The organism is Streptomyces sp. NPDC086080, from assembly GCF_044540255.1.
Lineage (GTDB): Bacteria > Actinomycetota > Actinomycetes > Streptomycetales > Streptomycetaceae > Streptomyces.
Window position 1 is genome coordinate 56,974 of the sequence record NZ_JBITRU010000035.1, and the last position, 24,606, is coordinate 81,579.

Annotated in this window: 19 protein-coding genes; 16 read left to right on the plus strand and 3 right to left on the minus strand. The window is 70.5% G+C overall.

The features are described from left to right. Positions 1 to 57 precede the first annotated feature (57 nt). The 5 genes from ACIF9R_RS31510 (at position 58) to ACIF9R_RS31530 (ending at position 4,934) form a co-directional block, all read left to right on the plus strand. On the plus strand, positions 58 to 1,179 hold the full coding sequence (locus tag ACIF9R_RS31510) for a tryptophan dimethylallyltransferase family protein (protein ID WP_399985810.1): 1,122 nt from the start codon (positions 58 to 60) through the stop codon (positions 1,177 to 1,179). After that, positions 1,176 to 2,066, plus strand: a complete 891-nt coding sequence (locus ACIF9R_RS31515; RefSeq protein WP_399985811.1) for an acetaldehyde dehydrogenase (acetylating) — start codon at positions 1,176 to 1,178, stop codon at positions 2,064 to 2,066. The genes ACIF9R_RS31510 and ACIF9R_RS31515 overlap by 4 nt, the downstream gene beginning before the upstream one ends. Further along, positions 2,063 to 3,109, plus strand: a complete 1,047-nt coding sequence (gene dmpG, locus ACIF9R_RS31520; RefSeq protein WP_399985812.1) for a 4-hydroxy-2-oxovalerate aldolase — start codon at positions 2,063 to 2,065, stop codon at positions 3,107 to 3,109. The genes ACIF9R_RS31515 and dmpG overlap by 4 nt, the downstream gene beginning before the upstream one ends. Positions 3,110 to 3,171: 62 nt before the next feature. After that, positions 3,172 to 4,155, plus strand: coding sequence for a methyltransferase (locus tag ACIF9R_RS31525; RefSeq protein ID WP_399985813.1), 984 nt, complete (start codon positions 3,172 to 3,174; stop codon positions 4,153 to 4,155). Continuing rightward, on the plus strand, positions 4,152 to 4,934 hold the full coding sequence (locus tag ACIF9R_RS31530) for a 2-keto-4-pentenoate hydratase (RefSeq protein ID WP_399985814.1): 783 nt from the start codon (positions 4,152 to 4,154) through the stop codon (positions 4,932 to 4,934). The genes ACIF9R_RS31525 and ACIF9R_RS31530 overlap by 4 nt, the downstream gene beginning before the upstream one ends. Positions 4,935 to 4,998: 64 nt before the next feature. Here the strand turns inward: ACIF9R_RS31530 and ACIF9R_RS31535 are convergent, their stop codons facing one another. After that, the gene (locus tag ACIF9R_RS31535; RefSeq protein ID WP_399985815.1) at positions 4,999 to 6,108 is read right to left on the minus strand and encodes a TetR family transcriptional regulator; all 1,110 of its coding nucleotides are present in this window, start codon (positions 6,106 to 6,108) and stop codon (positions 4,999 to 5,001) included. 294 nt (positions 6,109 to 6,402) lie between these two features. Here ACIF9R_RS31535 and ACIF9R_RS31540 point away from each other — a divergent pair, with 294 nt between their 5' ends. The 10 genes from ACIF9R_RS31540 to ACIF9R_RS31585 all read left to right on the plus strand — a co-directional run bounded on the left by ACIF9R_RS31540 (position 6,403) and on the right by ACIF9R_RS31585 (position 16,579). Then, positions 6,403 to 7,029, plus strand: a complete 627-nt coding sequence (locus ACIF9R_RS31540) for a transcriptional regulator (protein WP_399985816.1) — start codon at positions 6,403 to 6,405, stop codon at positions 7,027 to 7,029. Beyond that, positions 7,026 to 8,651, plus strand: a complete 1,626-nt coding sequence (locus tag ACIF9R_RS31545; protein ID WP_399985817.1) for a pyruvate, phosphate dikinase — start codon at positions 7,026 to 7,028, stop codon at positions 8,649 to 8,651. Before ACIF9R_RS31540 ends, ACIF9R_RS31545 begins: the two co-directional genes overlap by 4 nt. A 29-nt stretch (positions 8,652 to 8,680) precedes the next feature. Next, positions 8,681 to 9,268 carry a histidine phosphatase family protein gene (locus tag ACIF9R_RS31550; protein WP_399985818.1) on the plus strand — a complete coding sequence of 196 codons (588 nt, stop codon included), beginning with the start codon at positions 8,681 to 8,683 and terminating at the stop codon, positions 9,266 to 9,268. A 278-nt stretch (positions 9,269 to 9,546) separates the two neighbouring features. Beyond that, positions 9,547 to 10,626: a permease gene (locus tag ACIF9R_RS31555; RefSeq protein ID WP_399985819.1), complete on the plus strand. Its 1,080-nt coding sequence runs from the start codon at positions 9,547 to 9,549 to the stop codon at positions 10,624 to 10,626. After that, entirely contained in the window at positions 10,623 to 11,399 is a 777-nt protein-coding gene (locus tag ACIF9R_RS31560) for a TIGR03943 family putative permease subunit (protein WP_399985820.1), read from the plus strand. Before ACIF9R_RS31555 ends, ACIF9R_RS31560 begins: the two co-directional genes overlap by 4 nt. Positions 11,400 to 11,865: 466 nt before the next feature. Next, entirely contained in the window at positions 11,866 to 13,833 is a 1,968-nt protein-coding gene (locus tag ACIF9R_RS31565; RefSeq protein ID WP_399985821.1) for an ATP-binding protein, read from the plus strand. A 116-nt stretch (positions 13,834 to 13,949) separates the two neighbouring features. Further along, positions 13,950 to 14,369, plus strand: a complete 420-nt coding sequence (locus ACIF9R_RS31570; protein WP_399985833.1) for a roadblock/LC7 domain-containing protein — start codon at positions 13,950 to 13,952, stop codon at positions 14,367 to 14,369. Further along, on the plus strand, positions 14,366 to 14,722 hold the full coding sequence (locus tag ACIF9R_RS31575) for a DUF742 domain-containing protein (RefSeq protein WP_399985822.1): 357 nt from the start codon (positions 14,366 to 14,368) through the stop codon (positions 14,720 to 14,722). Before ACIF9R_RS31570 ends, ACIF9R_RS31575 begins: the two co-directional genes overlap by 4 nt. Further along, on the plus strand, positions 14,703 to 15,320 hold the full coding sequence (locus ACIF9R_RS31580; RefSeq protein WP_399985823.1) for a GTP-binding protein: 618 nt from the start codon (positions 14,703 to 14,705) through the stop codon (positions 15,318 to 15,320). Before ACIF9R_RS31575 ends, ACIF9R_RS31580 begins: the two co-directional genes overlap by 20 nt. Next, positions 15,317 to 16,579 (plus strand): cytochrome P450, encoded by a 1,263-nt coding sequence (locus ACIF9R_RS31585; RefSeq protein ID WP_399985824.1) that lies wholly within the window; start codon positions 15,317 to 15,319, stop codon positions 16,577 to 16,579. Before ACIF9R_RS31580 ends, ACIF9R_RS31585 begins: the two co-directional genes overlap by 4 nt. Before the next feature lie 127 nt (positions 16,580 to 16,706). Here ACIF9R_RS31585 and ACIF9R_RS31590 read toward each other — a convergent pair whose 3' ends face one another. Together ACIF9R_RS31590 and ACIF9R_RS31595 are read right to left on the minus strand one after the other, a co-directional pair. Next, positions 16,707 to 17,933 carry a cytochrome P450 gene (locus ACIF9R_RS31590; RefSeq protein ID WP_399985825.1) on the minus strand — a complete coding sequence of 409 codons (1,227 nt, stop codon included), beginning with the start codon at positions 17,931 to 17,933 and terminating at the stop codon, positions 16,707 to 16,709. Between the two features lie 255 nt (positions 17,934 to 18,188). Then, complete coding sequence (locus ACIF9R_RS31595) at positions 18,189 to 19,124, minus strand: endonuclease/exonuclease/phosphatase family protein (protein WP_399985826.1); 936 nt, start codon at positions 19,122 to 19,124, stop codon at positions 18,189 to 18,191. A gap of 921 nt (positions 19,125 to 20,045) precedes the next feature. On the opposite strand from ACIF9R_RS31595, the gene ACIF9R_RS31600 reads away from it, so the two are divergent. Next, entirely contained in the window at positions 20,046 to 24,542 is a 4,497-nt protein-coding gene (locus ACIF9R_RS31600) for a caspase family protein (protein WP_399985827.1), read from the plus strand. The last annotated feature ends 64 nt before the right edge of the window (positions 24,543 to 24,606 follow it).

Sequence of the window (24,606 nt, forward strand, 5' to 3'; positions counted from 1 at the left end):
GACAGGTGGTGTTGAGCCACCCCGCGCCCCGACGTGGAACGTGACAAGGAGAACCGGGTGACCGAGGAGTCGGCGACGGTCCGAGATGCCTGCGCCACGCTATTGGAGAAGACAGCACAAACCCTGGGACTGGGAATCGGCGGTACGGAATGCGTCGCGACGTTCCGCGCCATGACCGACCACTGGGGCGCCGCCCGTCCGAGCGATCTCCCCCTGTCGGACGTGTCGCCCGACGGGTCGCCGGTGGAGTACGCCGTCGACCTCAACGGGGACACGCCCGCCCTCCAGTTCGCCATGGAGCCCCTGACCGCGGGCGTACCTGCCCGCGACCCCGGCGCGGCGCGGGCGCTCATGCCGCTGCTCGCCGAACACCACGGCGCCGGTACGGCCCGCTGGTCGGCCGTCGCGGACCGGCTCCTGCCCGACGACGCCCATGGGCCGCATGTGTCCATGTACGGCGCCGAGGTGCGCCCCGGCGCCCCGATCCGGTTCAAGGTCTGGTTCTACCTGGACGTCACCGGCCCGGACGGCGTGTTCGACCTGCTGTACACCGCCCTGGACCGGTTGGGCGCGAGACATCTGTGGCCCGTGGTCCAGGCCCATGTCCACCGGCCCGGATACGACGTGCCCTTCCTGCTCTCGCTGGATCTGGCCGACGACCCCGAGGCCCGGGTGAAGGTCTACTTCCGGCACTTCGCCGCCGACGCCGAGGAGGTGGCGGCCGTCCTCAAGACCTACCCGGGATTCGAACCGGGCGAGGTGCGCACCCTGTGCACCACCATGACGGACGGCCGCCGCCACTTCACCGTCCAGCCACCCGTCACCTGTCTGTCGCTGTTCGACGCGCAGACCCTCGAACGGCCCCCGGCCACGCTCTACCTCCCGCTGTGGACCTACGCGGAGCACGACGGCCAGGTCCGCCGGCGCGTCCACCGGGTCCTCGCCGCACATCCTCGGGCGCTGCGCCGCTACGACAGCGTGCTCGCCGGCATCGCCCACCGCGAACTCGACGGAGGAACCGGCATCCACAACTACCTCTCCTGGCAGCCGGGCCGCTCCCGCCCCCGAGTGAAGGTCTATCTGTCACCGGAGATGCACGACGTGAACCCACCGCCGCTCGGTGTGAGCCAGCAGGATCACCTCGGCGGCCGCCCCGCTGCGAGAGGAAGGACCGAATGACGACGCCAGAGCATCCGGCTCCGCTGCGAACCGCCATCGTGGGGACCGGGAACATCGGAACCGATCTGCTGCTGAAGATCGAGACATCACCGCTGCTGACCTGTGTGCTGTTCGCCGGCCGGCGGGCCGAGTCACCCGGCCTCGAACTGGCCCGCGGCCGAGGGGTCGCCACGAGCACCGACGGCATCGACGCGGTCGTCGAGGCCCAGGACGCCATCGACTTGGTGTTCGACGCGACCTCCGCCGCCGACGCCACCCGCCACTGGGGTGTCGTCGAGCCGCTGGGACTGCCGTTCATCGACCTCACACCGGCCAACCGGGGCACCTTCTGTGTCCCGGCCCTCAACCTGGAGGACTGCGTCGAGGAGCAGTACCTCTCCATGGTGACCTGCGGCGGGCAGGCGGCCGTCCCGATGGCCCACTGCATCACGCGGATCGCGGGCCATGTCGACTACCTGGAGATCGTCTCGGCGAGCGCTTCGGCCAGCGTGGGCCCCGCCTCACGGGCCAACCTGGACGAGTACGTACACACCACGGAACAGGCGACCGGCGCGTTCTGCGACGCGGCCCGGACCAAGACCGTGCTGATCATCAATCCGGCCGACCCCGGCATCGTCATGCGCAACTCCATCGCCGTGTCGACCACCGAACGCATCGACCTCGACGCACTGCGGGACGCGGTCACCACGATGGAGAAACAGATCCGTTCCTACGTCCCGGGCTACCGGGTCGTGGTGCCGCCGGTCGCCACCGGAGACCGCTACATGCTGACGGTGGAGGTCGAGGGGCGGGGCGACTACTTCCCGCGCTATGCCGGAAATCTGGACATCATCACCTGCGCCGCCGTCGCCGCGGCGGAGGCACGCACCGGGCGGGGGCGGTCATGAGCGGCACACTCCAGATCTGTGACACGACGCTCAGGGACGGCAACCACGCCGTCGGCCACCAGCTGGGGGCCCAGGACATCAGCGCGTACGCGCGGGCCGCCGAGTCGGCGGGAGTGGACGTCGTCGAGGTCGGGCACGGCAACGGTCTCGGCGCCTCCTCCATCCAGGTCGGCATCGCGGCCATCAGCGACGCGCAGATGCTGCGTGCCGCCAAGGCCGAACTGCGCCACTCCCGGCTCGGCGTGCTCTCCATCCCCGGCTTCGCCAGCGTCGAACGCGACCTCAAGCCCGCCCTCGACTGCGGCGTGGACGAGGTCCGGGTGGGCGCCCACTGCACCGAGGCCGACGTCACCCGCCAGCAGATCACGATGCTGCGGGCCATGGGCGTCACCGTGAAGGGCATGCTGTTGATGAGCCATATGGCCTCCGCGGAGAAGCTGGTCGAACAGGCACGGCTGATGCAGGACTACGGAGCCGAGGCGGTCGTCCTGATGGACTCGGCCGGCGCCTACACCCCGCAGACGGTGCGGGAGAAGGTCGGTGAGCTCGTCGACAAGCTCGACATCGCCATCGGCTTCCACGCCCACAACAACCTCGGCCTGTCGGTGATCAACAGCATGACCGCGATGCGGGCGGGGGCGACCATCGTGGACGTCACGGCACGCGGGTTCGGGGCGGGCGCGGGCAACGCGCCGATCGAACTGGTCGCCGCCAACCTCCATGTCGAGCGGACGGAGACCCGGATCAGGCTGTTCGGCGCCCTCGACGCGGCGGACACGGCCGAGGAACGGTTTGTGAAGCACGTACCGACCAACGACAGCGTCACCATCGCCAGCGGTATCGCCGGGGTGTTCTCCGGCTTCGCGGCGCCGGTGCGGCGGGCGGCCCGGCGCTTCGACGTCGATCCCCGCGAGATCCTGCTCGAACTGGGCAAACGGCGGGTGGTGGCCGGCCAGGAGGACACCATCATCGAGGTCGCCATGCGACTGGCCGCCGAGCGGGCGACCGGGGAGCTGCCGCACACCTCCGCCGACCACATCTGACGGGCCACATCCGATGCGTCACATCTGACGGGCCACATCCGACGGGCAAGGAAGAAGGAACCATGCAACGGCACACCCCGGACTCCGTGGCCGACGCGGCCGCGGTCGCCGCACTGCTGCAGATCGGCGCCGAGATCGGGGCCGACCAGGTCCTGGACTCCGGCGCGACGTTCACCGCCTCGGACATGGCCAAGGCGGCCGGCGTCCCCCTTGCCGGCGTCACCGCCTATCTCACCGCGCTGCTCGCCGCGGGTCTGATCGTCGAGACCGACGTCCCGGGCGACTTCCAGGCGGCCGCCGACTACCCCGACCTGCGTCACCAGGCCGGGTACGTGTCCTGGGCGATGAACGCCAACGGCCCCTTCATCGACCACGCCCGCGCGTTCCTGACCGACCCGGCGGAGGCCGCCCGCACCCATCGGCGCAACGGACGCCGGGTCGCGGTCAGTTCACGATGGATCGGCGAACGCGCGTTCTATCCGCAGCTCGTCGAACAGGTCGTGGCATCCGGCGCGCTCCGGGTGACGGACCTCGGCGCCGGGTCCGGCGCCCTGCTCATCGACCTGCTGCGGGAGAATCCGGCACGCACCGGCACGGCCGTCGACATCAACGGCGCCGCCTGCGCCGCCGCGCGTGACGCTGCCCTCGCCTCCGGGGTGCACGAGCGCCTGACGGTGATCGAGCGGCCCATCGAATCGCTGGCCGACGACCCGGGGCCGGTCGCCGGCGCGGACGCCGTCCTGGCCTGCTACGTCATGCACGACATCGTCGCGGACGACCGCACGGCCCAGAACGTTCTCGGCGCCCTGCGCGACGCGCTCGCCCCCGGCGGATTCCTCGCCGTGGCCGACGCCGTCTCCTACGCGCCGCAGCCCGAGGAGCGCAGGTTCAGCGCGCTCTTCACCTATCTGCACTCCACCTTCATGAGCGTCCGTCTCCCCACTGAGCAGGAGTGGTTGGACACGTTCGCCACAGCGGGTTTCGCGCGGACCAGGACCGTGCCGATCGGTCTGCCCGGGGGCCGGCTCTTCGTGGCGAGCCGATGACGACCGCCGTACGGACCCTCCACCGCGAACTCGCCGCCGAGCTGTGGAACGCCGCCAGAACCCGCCGGCCGGTGCCGCCCGTGTCACTCCGGCACCCGCGACTCGGCCTGGCGGACGCGTACGCGATCCAGAGCCAGGTCCGCGCGCTCGATGTGGCGGACGGTGCCGTTCCGGCCGGGCTCAAGATCGGAGCCACCAGTGAGGCGATCCAGCGGATGTTCGGCATCGACCATCCCGACTTCGGCTACCTGACCGACCGGATGCTCCTGCCCGACGGCGCCCACCTCGATCTGCGGACGTTCATCTCACCGAAGGTCGAGGGAGAGATCGCCTTCCGGATGGCGCGGGACCTGAGCGGCCACGACGTCACCGCCCGGGACGTGCTCGACGCCACCACGGAGGTCTGCCCCGTCCTGGAGGTGCTCGACAGCCGGATCGAGGATTGGAGGATCGGCCTGGTGGACACCGTCGCCGACAACGCCTCCTCCGCCGCTGCCGTGGTCGGTCCCGGCGTCCCACCGGACACCACCGACCTGGCGGCGGCACGGATGGTCCTGCGCGGCGGCGGCACCGAGTACACCGGTGACGGCTCGGCGGTCATGGGTCATCCGGCGGAGTCGGTGGCCTGTCTGGTCCGCATCCTGGCGGACTTCGGCACCGGTATCGCGGCAGGTGACCTCGTACTGGCCGGCTCCTGGTCGGGTGCGGTGGACCTGCTGCCGGGCCAGGAGGTGCACGCCGTGTTCGGCGCCCTGGGCTCGGTGTCCCTCAGCACGTAGGGCTGCCGGTCCCGCTCCGGCTGCCGGGCCCCTCGTCGCGCGGACGGCGTGGCCGTGCCCGGTGTCACACCGCCCCGCTCCGGCCGGGATCGGGGGAGTGGTGGCGGGCCGCGGCGTACCCCGCGCCGCGACCGGTCGCGTGGGCCGTGATCAGTCCGTCGCGGACCCGGACGGCGATCTCGGTGAGGTCGAGGTCGTCGGCCGGGGGGTGGCCGAGGGCTGCCGGGACGGCGCCGGTGTCGTCGAACACGACGCGTGCCCGGGGCAGCCGGTCGGCCGTGAACACCCGGCGCAGACAGCCGACGAGATCCACGATCCGGAGCCGGGCCAGTCGGCCGGTCTCGGCAGGGTCGCTCGTGACGACGACGATCGTCACCTCGTCGTCCGGTTGCGCCGAGCGGAGGGCGTCCTCGGCCGCGGACAGGCGCCCCACACCCAGCACGACGACCACCCCGTCGTCGCCGAGGCCGGCCGGCCGGCCGGTGATCTCGTCGCGCAGACCGCCCGGCGGCACCCACGGGACCTCGGTCGAGCGCGCCGGGGCGACGTAGGGCAGATGCGGCGGCTCGGGGTCGTCGCCGAGGGCGATACCGGCGAGATGCTCGGCGGCGCGCGCCAGATCGAAGGGGTCGCCGACGCCGGGGGCGTTCTCCGCGAGGCCGGCCGCACCGTGGAGCAGGGTCAGGGCCAGCCCGGCGGGCCGCACGGTCCCGGCGCGACGCACGGCGGAACGCGGCTCAAGTGCCAGCGCGAGCAACAGCGCCTCGAACCGGACGAGTTCCGCGAGCGCGGCCCGCGCCGGCCCGGTGCCCAGCACTCCGGACAGTGAGCGCAGCTGCAGATGGCCGCTTCCCGGGGTGTCACCGAGGAAGGGCAGACGTTCCAGCCAGACCCGGGCGAACGAGCCGAGTGCCTGTCCGACGGAGTCGGGGGATTCCGCCGGGGGTTCGGCGGCATCCCTGGCCCGTTCGGCGGCGTCGACCAGTACCGCGAGGTAGAGCGCGCGCTTGCCGGTGAAGTTGGAGTAGACCGCTCCCCTGGTCAGTTCGGCCCGCTCGGCGATCCGGTCGATCTTGGCCTCGGCATAGCCGCACTCGGCGAACTCCTGCCGGGCCGCGACCAGCACCGCCGCACGGGTCCGCTCCTGCTGCTGTGCGCGGGTCAGTCTGGCCATCGTGCCTCCTCCGGCTCCTGGTGTGTCATGATACAAACAGCATCCAGATGATGCCGGTATCCGAAATCCGTGAACATCGGAGTGGGCCGTGGGTGACAACGGGTTCGAGGGCGACGGACTGATCAGGACATGCGGCAGGACGGTGGCCGTCGACGGAGCCGGCCTCTCCGCTCCTCGCGGGCGTGTGCGGGGACTGCCGGCCCCGACGGCGCCGGCAGGACGACCGTCGTCCGCGCGCCGGCGACGACCGACGCACTTCCCGCCCACCGCACCACACCCCCGGGAGGACCACCCATGACCTGGCCCGAAGCCCGCGCGACGGACACCGGCCTGCTGGTACTGCACGCCCTGCGCTGCGCCGGCACCATCAGCCTGCCCCGGCTCCACGCGATCACGGGGCTCGACGAATCCGATGCCGAGTCCGAGCTCATCGATCTCGGGGCCGACGGTCTGGTCACCCGCCTGTCCGGAGGCATGCCGGGGTGGAGCCTCACGGACGCCGGCCGCGCGGCGGATGCCGAGCGGATCACCCACGAACTGGAGTCGGCCCGGGCCCGCGAGCGTGTGACGGCGGCGTACGAGCGGTTCCTCGTCCTCAACCCCGAACTGCTCGACCTCTGCACGGCCTGGCAACTCCGCCCCGTCGACGGCGTCATGAGCGTCAACGACCACGGCGATCCCGGCTACGACTCCCGGGTGCTCGCCCGGTTCGCCGACCTGGACCGACGCGCCGCCGCGGTCTGCGCCGAACTGTCCGCGGCCCTGCCCCGGTTCGGCCGCTACCGCGTCCGCCTCACCGAAGCTCTCGAACGCGCCGCCTCCGGCGAGTTGGAGTACGTGGCCGACAACACCGCGTCGTACCACATCGTGTGGGCGGAGCTGCACGAAGACCTGCTGGCCACCCTCGGGTTGCGGCGATGAGGTGGATTCGCGCGATCTCGGCCCAGGCCGAGGAGACGGCGGAGACTCTGGGCGGCAAGGCCCTCGGCCTGGTCGTACTGCACCGTCTCGGCCTGCCGGTGCCGGCCGGGTTCGTCATCACCACGGAAGGCTGTCGCGCCTTTCTGCGGGACGGGCGCCTTCCCGAAGGACTCGACGACGAGCTCGCGACGGCGATGGCCGACCTCGAACGCTCCACCGGGCGTACCTTCGGGGGACCGCACAAGCCGCTGGCGGTGTCCGTCCGCTCCGGGGCCAGCGTGTCCATGCCCGGCATGATGAACACGATCCTCAACCTCGGCCTCACGACCGAAGCCACCGAGGGCCTCGCCGCCGAGACCGGCGACCGCCCGTTCGCACTGAACTCACGGCTGGGCTTCCTGACGAGCTTCGCCTCCGCGACCATGAACACGGACGTCGCCCCGGCTGCCCCCGCGGAACATCCCGGGCGGCACACCGAGGACGAGGAAGCACACCTGACCCGGTCGATCGAGGCGGTCGAGGACCTCGTCCGGCAACGAAGCGGCCGGCCCGTCCCGGACGACGCCACCCACCAGCTCACACAGGCGATCGAAGCCGTCTTCTCGTCCTGGGACGCACCACGCGCGCGCACCTACCGCGAGGTGAACGACATCCCGCACGACCTGGGCACAGCCGTGATCGTCCAAGGGATGGTCTTCGGCAACCGCGACGGCGACAGCGGCACCGGAGTGGCGTTCAGCCGTAACCCCAACACCGGTGAGAACATCCCGTTCGGCGAAGTCCTGTTCGGACACCAGGGAGAAGAGGTCGTCTCCGGGAAGTCGACGACCGGGCCCCTGCGCGAACTCGCCGAGCGGGAGCCGGACGTGTGGGCCGGGCTGCTCGACGCGCTGCGCCGCATCGAAGAGCACTACCGCGACGCCTGCTACGTCGAGTTCACCTTCCAGTCCGGCGAGCTGTGGCTCCTGCAGGTCCGGCCCGGCCGGTTCGTGGGGGGTGCCGCGGTCCGCGTGGCCACCGAACTCGTCGACCAGGGACTCATCGGGCGGGAGGAAGCTCTGCTCAGGGTCTCACCGCTGCATCTCCGGCACGTCCGCACCCCGCGCATCGCTTCCGCCGACGAGGCCGACGTCCTCGCCCGGGGAATCGGCGCCTGCCCCGGTGCCGCCACCGGCAGGATCGCGACCACGGCGGACGACGCGGTACGCATGGCCCGAACCGGTCCGGTCGTCCTGGTACGCCCGGAGACCTCCCCGAATGACATGCACGGCCTCGCCGCCGCCACCGGAATCGTCACCGCGCGCGGCGGGCCCGCCAGCCACGCCGCGGTCGTCGCGCGCGCCATGGGAAAGCCCGCCGTCGTGGGTGTCGCCGGCCTCACCATCGACCGCGACGACGCCTCCGTGACGGCCGGCGGCCGCACCGTCCCGGAGGGCACGATCGTCACCATCGACGGAACCAGCGGCGACGTGGCCCTCGGCAGCCCTCGCATCGTCACCGACGCCGCCGACGAGCACGTCCACCGGCTGCTCGCCTGGGCCGACGACGCCTCGGGCGACCACTCCGCCCGCGACGAGACCCAACGCCTCGACGCGGCCCACACCGCCCTGCGCGACCGCTGAACCGACCCCACCCCGACAGGAGATCCACCATGGCAACTCGGCATGTGTACCTGCTACGACACGGGGCGGCCGACGCCTTCGGCACACTGACCGACGTCGGGGAGAGGCAGGCGGAACTGGTCGGGAAGCGTCTGGCCGGCCTTCCGATCGACACGGTCTGGCACTCCCCCCTGCCCAGGGCGGTGTACTCCGCGCAGATCATCGGCACCTGTCTGCCGGACGCCGTCGTGCGCGAAGCACCGGAGCTGGTCGATCACATCCCGCATGTACCGGTCGACGTGCCGCCGTCGTGGGCGGCGTTCTTCGACGGCTACGGCGCCGAGGAAGCCGAGGACGCGCGCCGCCGTGCCGACGCCCTGACCGGCAGGTTCGCGTGCCCCGCCGAGACCGAGACACATGAAGTCCTGGTCACCCACGCCTACCAGGTGGCCTGGCTGCTCCGGGACGCCCTGGACGCCCCGCCGGTGCGATGGCTCGGCCTGAACTGCGGGAACGCGGCGCTCACCGCGATCGAGTACCGCGACGGCACGGCACCGACGGTCCTGCTGTACAACGACATGGGCCACCTCCCGGTCGAACTGCGCTGGACGGGCTTCGGAGCCGGCACCCGCCCCTGAACGCTTCTGCCGGTCGAGGCTCCTCCGGCCCGGGCACCCGGGGCAGCCGGACGGTGAACCGCCCGGTGCGCCGCCCCGGTCGACCTCGCCGACGTCCTCTCCGACCTCGGTGACCCCCGCCATGAGGAGGTCCTGCGCCGGGCACACGAGGTCGACGACCGCCCAGTAGTCTCGTGCCCACCCCGGGGGCAGGCGGTGGCGCTGGGTGAAAATGAAAACTAATCTCCTTCGTCGGCGCCCGCTGTGTCGAGTCGGGCATCCGACAGGCGGAGTGGGCGATGCGGAGTACGGAAGAACGGGCCGAGGCCACCAGGGACATTGAGGCCACCGGGGCCACCGGGGCCACCGGGGACACCGGGGCCGGCGGCGCGGACGGAGCGGCGAAGGGCGACGCGCCGTACGCCCCGCCCCTGCCCTGGCTGCTGCTGTTGCCGGCGGCGGCCGTCGTCCCCGGCGCGGTGCTCTACTTCGGGGGCCGGTGGATGGGGACACCGGCGATGGAGGCGTGGCGGACCGTCTGTCTCGCCGTGACCGTGCAGGCGCTGCCCTTCCTGCTGCTGGGCACGGCCCTGTCCGGTGCCATCAACGCGTTCGTGCCGGCGCGCGTGTTCCACAAGGTACTGCCGCGCCGGCCGGCGCTCGCCGTGCCGGTGGCGGGTGCGGCGGGAGTCGTGCTGCCGGGCTGTGAGTGCGCGTCCGTGCCGGTGGCGAACAGCCTGATCGGCCGCGGTGTGACTCCGGCGGCCGCGTTCGCGTTCCTGCTGTCGGCGCCCGCGATCAACCCGGTCGTGCTGACCGCCACCGCGGTCGCGTTCCCGGGGCAGCCGGCCATGGTCGCGGCCCGGCTGCTGGCCTCCCTGGCCGCGGCGTCGGTGATGGGCTGGCTGTGGCTCTGGCTGGGGCGGGCGGAGTGGCTGCGTCCCGCCGTACGACCCGGCGGGCATCAGGCGGGCGGCAGCCGGTGGCGGGAGTTCCGGGCCGGCTTCCAGCACGACTTCCTGCACGCGGGCGGTTTCCTGGTGCTGGGCGCGATGGCGGCGGCCACGTTCAATGTGGCGGTGCCCCGTTCCGTGCTGGACACGTTCGCCGATTCGCCCTGGCTGTCGGTGCTGTTCCTGGCCGGGCTGGCGATCGTGCTGTCGGTGTGTTCGGAGGCGGACGCGTTCGTGGCGGCCTCGCTCAGCGGGTTCTCCCCGGTCGCCCGGCTGACGTTCATGGTGGTCGGTCCCATGGTCGACCTGAAGCTGATGGCCCTTCAGGCGGGCACGTTCGGACGGGCCTTCGCCCTCCGGTTCTCCGCCGCCACGGCGGTCGTGGCGGTCCTGTCCAGCGTGCTGATCGGAGGGATCCTGCTGTGAGACGCCCGCTCCAGATCACCCTGCTCCTGCTCAGCGGCGTCGGCCTGCTGCGTATCGCCCTCCTCAGCGACCTGTATCTGCGCTACGTCAAGGAGGGGATGCGCCCGCTGCTCATCGCCTCCGGGGTCCTGCTGATCCTGGCCGGCGCGGTGGACGCGGTGTCCTACGGGCGACGGCGCGAGGGCGGCGAGCACCCGGACCACGGCGACAACGGCGAGCACCCGGACCACGGCGACAGCGGACACGGGCACCACCACTCCTCCGTGCCCCGTACGGCGTGGCTGTTGTTCCTCCCGGCGCTGAGCCTGCTCTTCTACGCCCCGCCCGCCCTCGGCGCGTACACCGCCTCCCGCGAACCGGCCAGGGTCGTCACCCACGACGACGACTTCGATCCGCTGCCCGCGACCTCGCCGCTCCCGATCACCCTGTCCGACTTCACCCGGCGTGTGCAGCAGGACCGCACGGGGGCCATCGAGGGGCGTACGGTCCGGATGACCGGCTTCGTCACCGCCGCAGAGGGGAGCGACAGCTGGTTCCTGACCCGCATCATGATCTCCTGCTGCGCGGCGGACGCCCAGTCCGTGAAGGTACGGGTCCATGGCGCCCCGGCCCCGTCCGTCAACACCTGGGTGACCGTCACGGGCACCTGGCACCCCGGCGGAACCCTCGGCACGGGCTCCGCTCCCGTCGCGCTCGACGCCCGGTTCGTGAACAAGACCGCCGAGCCGGCGAACGCGTACACCGACGCCCTTCCGCTGACCCCCAGCAGGTGAACGGGCGGCCCGTGTCGCTGTCACGGAACCTTCACGATCGGCGGTTCATCTGCACCACCGCGCCCCGGTCGTCGACACTTTCTGCACGTGAACAGCAGTGCACACGAGCATAGTTGGCCGAAATTCGGTCGCTCGAAGGAGTGGGTCGGTCAGAAGACGACGTGCAGCGCAGGAGGCCTGACGTCCCGTCCGTGGGGCCCTTCGGGCTCTTTCGCCTCTTCGGCCGGTCCCGCCCGGCGTGCCGTCGGATATCACAGTGGGACACACGAGCGATGGGTTCACGACGAAACCCGGATTGCCGACGGAGTATGCCGTCGGCGGCGTCTTCGCGCACAACGGCGTGACTAGCATGAGCCGTACGTGGTCGGAGGATCGCCCTGTCGTCGGCTGACCTCCCTTCCGGCCGGCGGCCGTTTCTGCGCCGCCGCCCCGTTTTCCCCGCACTCACGGACCGAGGGACCGCTCCATGCCAGTGCCTGCTTCGCCCAGCCAGCATCAACCGGTGGGGGCGCCGCGCCCCTCGTTCGCCGGGCCGGCGGTCGTGCTGGTGACGAGTGCCGCCCTCGGTGGCGCGGCACTCGCTCTGGCACCGTCCGGCGCCTTCACCTGGACTCTGACGGTGGTGGTGGCCGCCTGGGTGTGCGTGGCCGTCGCCGTCCTCGTCGGCCACCGGCTCGTCCACCGGGCCCGGAAAGCCGCTGCGGAGTCGGAGGCGGACAGGAGCCGGCTCGGGGCGGAGGTCGCCAGGCGTTCGGCCGAGGTCTCCCAACTGGCCGGTGTGACACTGCCCGTCGTGGCGGAACGGCTGCGGGAGGGCTCCGCGGCGGCCGACGTGCTGGCCGGTATGCCGCTGCCGTCGGACCCGCAGTTGCAGCGGCTCGTGCACGCCTTCGCCGCGGCCGTCGAGGAGGACGTGCGCAGGGTCGCAGCCCTGGACGCCGAGTACCGCAACGCCCGGCACCAACTGGAGCGAACCCTTGGGGAGTTGCGGCAGTTTGAGCGGGAGACGCTGCCCGCCGCGGTGGCCCGGCTGCGCGACGGCCGGTCCGCCGAGACCGTACTCGCCGAGGTCGAACTGCCCGGACTGCCGCAACTGCGGGCGCCGGCCGAGTTGTTCGTCCGCGAGCTCGCCCACAGCGAGCGGCGGGCCGCCGCGGCCCAGGCCGCGTCCGCCAAGGCGCTCAGCCGGGTCCAGGCCAAGGCCGTGCGGATGCTCGCCGACCTGCGGGACATGCAGGAGCGGCACGGCGAGGAGGTCTTCGGGGACCTGCTGAAGCTGGACCACAGCACCTCCCAGCTGGGTCTGATGACCGACCGGCTTGCCCTGCTCATGGGCGGCAGGTCCAGCCGCGCCTGGAACAAGCCGATCGTGATGGAGAGCATCCTGCGCGGCGCCGTCGGCCGCATCGCCGCCTACCAGCGCGTGCGCCTGCACTGCTCCACCCGCGCCGCGGTCTCCGGCTTCGCCGCGGAGGGCGTGATGCACCTGCTCGCCGAACTGATGGACAACGCCGCCAACTTCTCACCGCCCATCGACCAGGTGCACGTCTATGTCGAGGACCGCAGCGCGGGCATCGTGGTCACCATCGAGGACAGCGGACTGAAGATGGCCGACGCGGCCATGCGCCGCGCCGAGGAGTCCGTGGCCGGCCGCGTCACCGACCTCGCCGCGCTGCAGGGCACCCGGCTCGGCCTGGCCGTCGTGGGGCGGCTCGCGGTGAAGTACGGCATCAGCGTCAACTACCGTCCCTCCTCGCGCGGCGGCACCGGCGTCGTCGTCCTGCTGCCGCTGGACCTGCTCGCCCAGCAGCGCGACATGATGCCGCAGGAGACGGCCCTCCGGCCCGCCCCCGCACCCGCGCCGGCCCCCGCCGCACCGGCCCCCGCCGCGCCGGACGCGCTGCCCGACGCCCCCACCCACCCGGCGGCCGCGGAACTGCCCGCCGCGACGCGGTGGACCGCCGGGGCGAAGCCGCCGTCCGGAGTCACGGAGCGGTCCGGAGTCACGTACCGTGCCGGGGCCGTGGACGCTGCCGGCGCCATGGACCACCCCGCGGTCGGCGAACGCCCCGCCCCGGGACCCGGGTCGCCCGACCAGGGTCGGCACCGGCGGCCCGACGGCACCACGCCGAACGGTCTGCCGGTCCGGGCCCCCGGCCGCACCATGGCCGAGGCGGAGCGCGAACGCGAGCAGCGGGCCCAGGCGTCCGCGCGGACCGGTGAGGTACCGGCGGCCCGGCGCCCCGCACGCGACGCGGGCGCCCGGTTCGGCGCCTTCCACCGCGCACGGCAGTCCGGAAACGGCACCGCCGCCGGTCCGGGCGCGCGCCCCGGGGCCGCCGAGCCCGGCACGCCTCCCGCGGCCGGTCCGGGCACGCCTCCCGCGGCCGGTCCGGGCGCGCACGCCGAGGCCCGGCCGCCGACGGCTCCGTAGCCCAGTCCTGACCGTACGGAGTCCGGGGCGATGGCGCCCCGTCCCGCCCGAGTTCGTGAGATAGGAGGAACGGGCCGGTGACCGGTCAGCCGGACACCACCGACCCGACACCCACCATGCAGACCACCGACAACAGCCTCAGCTGGCTCCTGCACCATCTCCTGGAGCAGACCCCGGGCGCGCGGCACGCCCTGGTGCTGTCCCGGGACGGCCTGAAGCTCTGCTGGAGCGAACACCTGACGCTCGACCGGGCCGACCAGCTCGCGGCGATCTGCTCCGGCATCCAGGCCCTCGCCCAAGGGGCCTCCGTGGAGTTCGGCGACGGCACCGGCGGCGTCCGGCAGTCGATGACCGAGTTCCACGGCGGCCTGCTGTTCATCGTGGAGGCCGGCGCGGGCGCGCACCTCGCCGTCGTCGCCGGGGAGGACGCCGACCCCGGGGTGGTCGGCCACCAGATGACGGAGCTGGTCGAGCAGATCGGCGAGCACCTGCGGGCCGAGCCGCGGGACCCGGCAGCGGTGAGCGGCGCCTCGTGACGCGCAAACCCGTCGACACGGGGGATCCCGACCGGCTCTACACCGTCACCGGCGGACGCAGCCGCGCCGACGAGCCCTTCGACCTGGTCACCCTCATCGTCAGCGAGTCCGGACCGGTGCCCGGGATGCAGTCGGAGCACGCCCGGATCCTGGAGCTGTGCCGGCATCCCACCGCCCTCGTCGAGATCGCCGCGGAGCTCGGGCTGCCGGTCACGGTGGTGCGGATCCTGCTCGGCGACCTGCTGGACACGGGCCGGATCACCGCCCGCCACCCGCGTGCGGCGCCGTCCGTCGCCGCCATGCCCGATTCCGCTCTACTGCAAGAGGTGCTCCATGGGCTCCGCAACCTCTGAGCTGCCCTCCCACCGCACACCGCTGAACGACACCGCGGAGACCGGTCTGAAGATCGTCGTCGTCGGGGGGTTCGGGGTCGGCAAGACGACCCTGGTCCGCTCCGTGAGCGAGATACGGCCGCTCAACACCGAGGAGGTGATGACCCAGGCGGGTGTGGGCGTCGACGAGACCAGCGCCGTGGCGACGAAGACCACCACGACGGTCGCGTTCGACTTCGGGCGGATCAGCCTCAACGACCGCATGGTCCTGTACTTGTTCGGCGCACCCGGACAGGAGCGCTTCTGGTTCCTGTGGGACAGGCTGTTCTCCGGCACGCTGGGCGCCGTCGTCCTCGTGGACACGCGCCGGATGGACGACTCCTGGTACGCGATCGACCGGCTGGAGCATCACCGTACGCCCTTCGTGGTGGCCGTGAACCGGTTCGACGACGACACCGCCCGGTACTCCCTGGACGAGATCCGCCAGGCGCTCACCCTGCCCGCGCACGTGCCCATGGTCGACTGCGACGCGCGGGTGCGGCAGTCCGGCAAGGACGTGCTGATCACCCTCGTCAACCACCTCCACGACATGGCCATCGCCCGGGAGGCGACACTGTGACCGACCCCGGCTACCCCTCCGCGCACCCCGCGCCCCCGGGCTGCCCCGCACACGCCGGCGCGGTACGCCTGGGAGGGCTCGAGTACCAGCAGACGCCGTCGCAGCTCTACCGCGCGCTGCGCCGGGAGCACGGCCCGGTCGCACCGGTGCTGCTCGACGGCGACATCCCCGCCTGGCTGGTCCTCGGCTACTCCGAGCTGACGTACGTGACCAGCCACGACGAGCTGTTCGCGCGGGACTCGCGGCGCTGGAACCAGTGGGAGAACATCCCGCAGGACTGGCCGCTGCTGCCCTTCGTCGGGTACCAGCCCTCGGTGCTGTTCACCGAGGGGGAGGAGCACCGGCGGCGGGCCGGAGTGATCACCCAGGCGCTGGAGGGCGTCGACCAGTTCGAGCTGTCCCACGACTGCCGGCTGATCGCCGACGACCTCATCGCCCGGTTCTCCGGCAGTGGTCAGGCGGAGCTGATGGCGGACTTCGTGCACGCCCTGCCCATGCGGGCCGTGGTGCAGATGTGCGGGATGCCGACGTCGGGCGAGGACACCCGCCGGCTCGTCGACGACCTGCGGATCTCTCTGGACGCGGGGGAGGACGACGACCCGGTGGCGGCGTACGGCCGGGTGGGCGAGCGGCTGCGGCAGCTGGTGAAGGACAAGCGGGCCGCCCCCGGACCGGACGTCACCTCGCGCATGCTGAGGGATCCCGCCGGTCTGACGGACGAGGAGATCGTCCAGGACCTGATCTCCGTGATCGCGGCGGCCCAGCAGCCGACCGCGAACTGGATCTGCAACACGCTGCGTCTGCTGCTGACGGACGAGCGGTTCGCGGTGAACGTGTCGGGCGGCCGGCTGAGCGTCGGGGAGGCGCTCAACGAGGTGCTGTGGCTGGACACGCCGACGCAGAACTTCATCGGACGGTGGGCCGTACGGGACGTCCGGCTGGGCGGCCGGCAGATCCGGGCCGGCGACTGCCTGGTGCTGGGGCTGGCCGCGGCCAACACCGACCCGCAGATCTGGCCCGAGGGCCACGTGGGCGCGGAGAACGCCGCGCACCTGTCGTTCAGCAACGGCGAACACCGCTGCCCCTACCCGGCTCCGCTGCTGGCGGACGTGATGGCGCGGACCGCGGTCGAGACCCTGCTGGAACGCCTGCCCGACCTGGTCCTGGCCGCGGACCCGGAGGAGCTGACCTGGCGCCCGTCGATCTGGATGCGGGGCCTCGACGCACTGCCGGTGCGCTTCACACCGGTGATGCAGTAACGCGTGCGCGGCTGTCGGGCGTTCGGGTGAGGGGAGCGTCTCTCCGGCATGGCTCCGCTTACGCGGCGTGTCGCCCGGAGAAACGCTCCCCTCGAACTGCCCGGACGGGCGCTCGGCGGCGCTGCGGTCAGCCGCCCACGGGCGTGAACCGTACCGGCAGGCGCTGCGGGCCGCGGGTGAACACGCCCTGCTCGGACGGCTCGAAGCCGTCCGCGAGGCGCATGTCCGGCATGGCGTCCAGGAGTTGTCCGACGCCGATCTCCACCTCCGCCTTCGCCAGCAGCGCGCCCACGCAGAAGTGCCGGCCGAGCGCGAAGGCGAGGTGGTCGGCGGCGGCGGTGAAGGCGGTCGTGGTGGTGAGGTCGTCGCGGAAGATGTCGAACCGGTCGGGATCGGCGTAGCGGCTCTCGTCGCGGTTGGCGGCACCGATCAGACAGGTGACGGTGGCACCCGCGGGTATCGTGCCGCCGCTGAGCTTCACCTCCGTAGCGGACTGCCGCATGATCATGTGCACGGGCGGGGTGAACCGCAGGGTCTCGGCGAAGGCCCGCGGGATCAGCGAGCGGTCCGCGCGGACGGCGGCGAGCTGGTCGGGGTGGAGCAGCAGGTTCGCGAAGATGCCGGCGATGGCCTTGTCGGTGGTCTCCCCGCCGGCGGCGAGCAGCAGGCTGCAGAACGCCTTGACGTCCTCGTCGCTCATCCGCACCCCGTCGACCTCGGCGGAACACAGCGCGGACAGCAGGTCGTCGCCCAGGTTCTCGCGGCGTTCCCGGATGATCGGCAGCATGTACTCGGCGAACTCCACCCGGGTCCGCTCGCCCGCCGCCGTCACCTCGGGGTCGCCCGACAGGTTCCCCAGGAACGCGATGACGGCGGTGTACCAGCGGTGGAAACGGTCGTGATCGCCCTTGTCCAGGCCCAGCATGTCGGCGATGACGTTGACCGGGAAGCGGGTGGCGTAGTCGGCGACCAGGTCGGCGGAGCCCTTGTGCCGGAAGGCGTCGATCAGCTCGCGGGAGTTGCGCTCGATGACCGGCAGGAACTTCTGCTCCAGGTCGCTGCCACGGAAGGCGGGCGCGACCAGCGCCCGGCGCACGGCGTGCTCCCGCCCGCTGAGCTGGAGGATCGTCCTGCCGTGCACGGGCTCGATCTGCCAGGCGTAGTTGTCGGTGGTGAACTCGCCGGCCTTGTCCTTGAAGACGCGCTCCACGTCCTCGTACCGCGACACGATGTAGCTCTTCGTGGCCTCGTGCCGGATGAGGGGAGCGGTCTCCCGCATCACCCGGTAGGCGGGGTAGGGGTCGGCCGCGAACTCGGGCGAGAGGATGTCGGGCACCTGCTGGGCGGTGGACATGGGGCTCCCAGAAGTCGTCATTTCATGTACCGCACAAGATTATTGATCAACCATCAGGCGCGACAGAGTGCCCCGTGTGCCAACCGGCCGGAGATCGGGCATCGGCCGAAAATCGCCCGTCGGCGGCACGGTGGTCTCCGGCTCAGGGGACCTGGCCGGAGACCACCGTGGCAGCCCCTTGCCGGTGGGGTCACCGGCAGCGGGCCTGGCACGTGAGCGCGGTCGTCCTCACCACCGACCCGGAGGGCTTCCAGGTCATCCGACTCGCAGGTCGGCGTGGACCAGGTCGTGGTCCGAGAAGTTGGGGTGGACTCCCACACCCGAGGCTGAGTAGCGGCCGCCGATGCGGAGGAAGATGTAGTCGAACTTCTTCCGCTCCTTGCTCGAGTCCTTCCCCATGGTCGCCTTGCAGGGATAACCACTGCGCTGCTTGGTGCAGTTTGGGTCAGCGTCCCTGAACTTTTGCCACACAGGCACCAGTTGGGAATAGGTCGGGGCGGCGTTGAAGTCCCCCAGGACGATGGCGTTCGGATACTTGTCGACGGCGGTCATCAACTCCTTAACCTGCTCCCTCCGTTTGGCTCCCTGATCCTTCTCCGCGAGATGTGTCGCGAAGACGCGCACCTTCTTGCCGGCGATGGTGGTGCGGGCCGACACGTACCCGCGGTTCTCGGACCCGCCGTCCGTGTACCGCTTGTTCACCTTGCCGGTCAGCGGCGCGGCGGAGAGGATCGCGTTGCCGTAGGCGTTGCCGGAACCGTGGCAGCGCAAACTGGACGTGTGCACGCTTCCGTGTGCGACGTGGTACTTGTACCCCTTCTCCTTGAGCCGTTTGACGATGGCTTTCGTCTCCCGGACGCAGATCTCCTGCAACGCGATGACCTGCGGACGGTACAGGGCGATCTCGTTCGTGATCCGCTTGATGTGACGGCTCAGGGTCCATGGCTTCAAGGGCGAGCGGCAGGGATTGCAGACGTTGAACGTGGCGACCCTGTTGGTGAAGACAGCCGCGGCCGCGGCCTTGGCCGTGGGCTCGTCGTCGGGCGCGGCCTCCGCCGGAGCCGCCGAACCGGGTTCCGCCGGGGTTGCCGTGTTCGGCCGGTCCGAGGGCCTGGCCGCGTCCGGGCGGTCGGCCGTGCCCGACCCGCACGCCGTGGAGGTGAGCAATGCGGCGACGACCGCGGCTCCCATCGCGTAGGACCTCCCGGTCCCGCTGCGTCTGCGGCATGGGCGGGCAGAAGCGTTCATCATGTTTTCCCCCGTGGTTGACCGTGAGGTGTGGTTGTCAGGTACAGGCAAATGTTGCCACTAGGGCTGCCGTCGCTGCTTCCTCGCACGGTCTTGTTACCGACGAGGTACATGGAGGAGGTGATTCCGCCGGAAGGTCACGGACACCGCGGTTGTGCTGTTCCCGCAGTGGTCGCCGGCCGGGTGATCGACTCGGTGAACCGTGTCCGTTCACCGGTTCCCCGCGTGCCGGGTTCTGGCATCGCCGCCGATCGCCGGACCGACCGGGGACGGACGAACGCCGTCGGATGCGAGTGCGGCTCTCGTCCGAGCCTCTTGCGCGGCGCGGTCTGGGGGCCGACCACGTGGACACGCTCACCTCTCAGGAGGGTGCGGCGGTGACCTGCGCGGACCGGGACGAGACACTGCGCCTCCTGCGGGACGCCTACCGCGCCCGTCGGGCGGTCCAGGGACCGAGCCATCCGGAGGCGGCGTACACGCTGAGTGTGCTCCTGGAGAGCGGCCTGCCGGGGGAGAGCGTCGTGGCGGCACGAGCCCAGGTGGGACAGGGGGGACGCGGACGACGACGCGGTCGCCGCGGGTCTCCTCGCGGTCGAACTTCACGAAGGGCTGGTCGCGGAGCTGGGACCCGACCACGTCGACACCCTCATGGCAACGTGCTGCCTCGCACACGCCTTGGCCCTGCAGGGTCCGGAAATGAACGCGCAGCCCGAATGGTCTGCCGCCCCATGCAGCGTTGCCGGTGGAGCCCTCTGTCCGTGAGGGCTTCGGGGCGGAGATGCCGCGGAGCGCCGGGGGACAGCGGCAGCAGGCGGATGAGCTGTTCGGCTGCTGACGGTTGGTCATGTTCCGTAACATGGCCGGGTGACGCAACGGCAAGCGCTCCTTATCGGTGTGCCGCAGTGTGATGACGTGACGTTCTCCCCCATCCCGCAGGTAGTGCGGAACGACCTGGAGAAGATGCGGTCAGCACTAACACTGTCCTCCTACTCGGTCGATTCGATCGGTGAGGACACGCTGGACCCGAGTGGCAACCGCATTCGGGCTGCGATCAGGAAGGCCTGTGCCGGAGCCCCGAAGGGTGGCGTGCTGCTCCTCTACTTCTCCGGGCATGGCGTCAGCATCGACGGCGTCGACTACCTGGTTCCCAGCGACGCCTTCCGCGAGGGCGGGGAGCTCGTGCTGGAGAGCCTCGTGCCGGTGATCCCCGACCTGAGCCGCTGCCAGGCGAGACTTGTGGTGTTCTTCGTCGACGCCTGCCGGGACTCCCCGGCCGGCGTTCCCTCGGAGGGGGGAGGAGGAGGGGTGCTCCACTATCCGGCGGGGGGCTCACAGGTGATGGTGGCCGGGTGCGCACCCGGGCAGGTCTGCCACTACGGCGAGGACGGCAGCGCCTTCACGAGAACACTCGCCCGGGTGCTCGACCGCCGCCATCCCGCCCGTACGCTGTCCGCCGTACTGAACGAGGTCACCAAGGAAATGCGCCGGACCGCGGGACTGGGGAACGACCGTTCCCAGGTTCCGAACGCCTACCCGGTGACGATGTTCCGAGACGCTGCTGACGTGGTGATCTGCGAAGGGGACGAACTCGTCTCGGCATGGCACCGGGCCGCCGCCGACAACCGTCTCTGGGATGTGACCTCCGGCGTGACGGACGGGTTGTTGACGCATGTGACGCAGATCGCGGAGGACTGCGCGCGCACCCATCTGGAGGTCTCTGAGCTGCTCCGCCAGAGGACAGGGATGACCGACCACTGGTTCGATCCGAACTACCCTGCCCGAACCATCGACTTGACGGCGGAAATCCTCACCGAGGGCTCCCCTCTCCTGCCGGAAGAAGCGGCGGTGATGATCGCGGCACCCTTCATGCGTGAGGCGGTTCTTGCGGAAGGCGTGCGCAAGGCCACCGCCATCAGGCCGGCCGACTTCATGCGCTGCTATGAGCCGGGCCACCGCACAGACCTTGAGCTCACTCACGAGATGTATCCCCAGGTGACCCGTCGGGTCGAAGGACTGACCCGACGGCACGAGACGGAAGCCGCTGAAACCCTCGTCATGTGGCTGGTCCACCGCTGGCTCGACGGCTTCACGGGGCTCTGGAGACTTCAGCGGTCACAGGCCTGTGCCGATCGAGGGGCCGGCTTGATTTGTGGGACCGTGGCCGATCTGAGCCGGGGTGAGTGCCGTCATCTGGTGGAGACGCTGATCCGTGCGGTAGCCGCCGGGCCGACCGACGCGCGACTGGAGGAAAGGCTCGCCGCGCTGCCGGACGACTGGCGGGGGAAGGCCGGCGCCCTCTGGCTGGCGGGCACCCTGGCCGCTGATCCACGCCGCATGCCCGCGGTGATCGCCGATCACATCGGCACCGGCCTCGAGCTGTCCCTCGCATCGGTCAAGGACGCTGCTGATCTGCTGCGTGTGCAACGACGCAAAGGTGACCTCGATCTGGCCCTGATCTGTACGCATCCCGCCCAGCAGGATGCCTTTCAGGCCGTGGCCGGGGCCGGGCAGCACGTCTTGAGCAGTCTGCACAGACTCGGGCGACTGGGGCCGGTCGCCGACGCGCTGCCCTTCCGGATCACTCATGAGGGAGTGAGACCCGACCGCCCGGGCCCGGACGGAACCGCCGTGTACGAGGTTCCGCTCACCCGGTTCCGGCTCTCCGAGGACAAAATTCGCGAACTGCTGATGGGGCGACAACTCTATGACGACCCGGCCCTCGCGATCCGTGAGCTCTACCAGAACTCCCTGGACGCCTGCCGGTACCGGGACACCCGCCTCGAGGGGTTACGGAGGAGAGGGCGGCGTCCGGCACCGTGGACGGGAGAGATCGTCTTCCGCCAGGGCCTGGACGGCGACCGGGAGTACATCGAATGCGAGGACAACGGCGTCGGAATGACCCGGCGGGTGCTCGAGCATGTCTTCAGCCAAGCCGGAGAGAGGTTCGTGTACTCGCATGACTACCGTGCCGAACACGCCGTCTGGCAGGAGCTCGATCCGCCCCTCCGCATGGTTTCCAACAGCCAGTTCGGCGTGGGAGTTTTCAGCTATTTCATGATTGCGGACGAGATCCTTCTGTACACGCGCCCCGTGGATCAGCAGGGGATTCCCTCATCGGAGGGATTCGCCGTCCGCATCGCCAGTAGCGGCAGCCTGATGCAGGTGACTCCGTCGGAAGAAATGCTGCAAGGCGGAACCAGGATCAGGCTCTACCTGACCGGAGAGAATGAGCCCGACGAAAAGATCTCCGTTCTGCAGACCCTCCGCCGTCTGCTGTGGATCGCTGAGTATAGGGTCGTTGCAGCCGAGCACGGTGCGGCGCCGGAGGAGTGGCAGCCCCGGCAGCTTCGGTACCAGGACGAATCGGCTGAATCGCTCAAGTTCGATCGCGACCTCTGGTGGGTCTCGGGCGGGGGCGGCTTGGCGGCGGACGGCTTGCGCACCAACGAAGAGATCCATGGGCTGATCGTCAACCTGCGTGACGAGTACCGTCCCCAGTTCACCGTCGACCGCAAGAAACTTCGTACCTGGCATGAGGACTGGGTCTACAGCAAGATCGACGCCTCGTTGCCCGCCCTGAAAGTGTGGCCGGGATTGACGCTTTCCTGGTTGTGGGAGGTCACCGATTCCTCGGCAGAGGTCGCTGAGCGTGTTTTCAGGCATCTGGTAGATGCCCGAGCCGAGATCGCGATCGGCGGCGGCTGGGGCCAGAGCACGACTGTTCCGCTGGCGGAGGTCGGTTGCGTCCCCCAGGACAAGGATCTGTTCGACCCGAAGAGCAGAGGCTACTACCTCTACTCCCGATGGTTCACGATCTGGCGTTCCGGAGCCTGGAAGGGAAGGTCCAGCACGCAGCGGAACTTGCGCCGTCTTCCCCAGGCGCTCTCGGTCGAGGGATTCCCCGTCGCCGACCCCATCGACGGGTCTCTTCTGGCGCGGCTCAGCCGCCAGTACGGCGAGGACAGTCCGGTCCTGCTCGAGGAGATCCTCGGCGCGATCGCGCACGAGAAGCAGACGGCCGCGGAGCTGCTCCGTCGACTGCGGAAGTTCGCCATAACGGGTCTGGACGTCCGGCATGTGCGCCGCTGCGCCTCCGTCGACGTGACGTTCAAGAAGGAGGACGCCGCGCTGGCCGGGGCGCTGGCGGCATGGTCTCCACCGGAGCTGGCGCCTTCAGCCGTCACTGCCGGGAGTCTGGCCAAGGCATCCGCGCAACTCGACCGGCCGCTGCGCGAGGTCGTGGGCAGGGCGGCCGCGATAGCGCCCACAGGATGGGCCGGGCCCCGCACAGAACTCGGTCGGCTCGGAGACCACATATGCACGGCGGCTGAGACGAGGCTGCTGTCAGTTCGGCTCACCGGTCATCCTCCTTGGATCTCCGAGCCGCTGCAGCCCGCGCACATCGCCCATGCCACGGGCGAACTCGGAAGGGATGCCTCGCAGATCCTTGAGATGTGTGAACGACTGGCCCCTCTGGGACTGACCGTGGCCGGACGTGAACGCTACCCGGAATCGCTCAGCCAGGTGCAGGTGGAGGCACTGCGGCAGGTGGAAGAGGTCGGCGGTGCTCTCGCTCCCATCCAGTTGATTCACATCGCCGGGCTGGCCAGAGTGAGCTATCGGGAAGTCAGGTCGGAGCTGGAGACGTTGGAGGAGTGCGGACTTCTGCACCTGCCTGCGGACGACGGCCTGGCGGATCTGATTCCCGATGCCGACACCGTGGGATTCATAGGCTACGCGCTGCAGATCATGGACCCCTGGACGGGGCGGCGCAGATACCTTCGTCGTCCCGCTTCCTTGGCAGTGGCCGCGACACTGTCAGGCCGCTACATGCGGCGGGGTGTAATGAACCAGATGGAGGAACTACTGGCCTTCACGGTCCCTGATACGGCGATCACCGAACCAGACCTCATCTCCCTTGCGTCAATGATCACCGGAACGGTCGGAGAGGCGCGTGCGTGCTTCTCAAGGGCCTATCCGGAGGTCCAGCTCCCAGAGATCCCTCAGAGCGCTGAGGTGCTTCAACCCTGGCTGCTCCAGGAGTATCTGATCACGCCGCGCTGGGCCGTGGAACCGGTGGACTGGACTCTCGGTGTCGGACAGGTGATTGCCGGTGCCGTCGACTTCGGCTGCACTGTCGGTGAGTTCCTTGAGAACGTCGAACCCTACCGGGTCCTGGGCGCGCCTCTCCCGAAGCTCTCGAAGGAGGTCGTCGCGGATCTGACGAATTGGCGCCCCGACCTTTATGACCTCGAATTGCTCGTGTCCTCGCGGGACAGGCCCGCCTTCGGCGTGGACGACGTCTATGTGACGGAGGTGGACGCTCTGAGCCCGAATCCACCGGCTGACATCTGTGGATAACTTCTCCGGGAACGAGGAAGAGCCTTGCGACCTGCGATGATGGGAGTTCTTGAGGCTTCCAGCA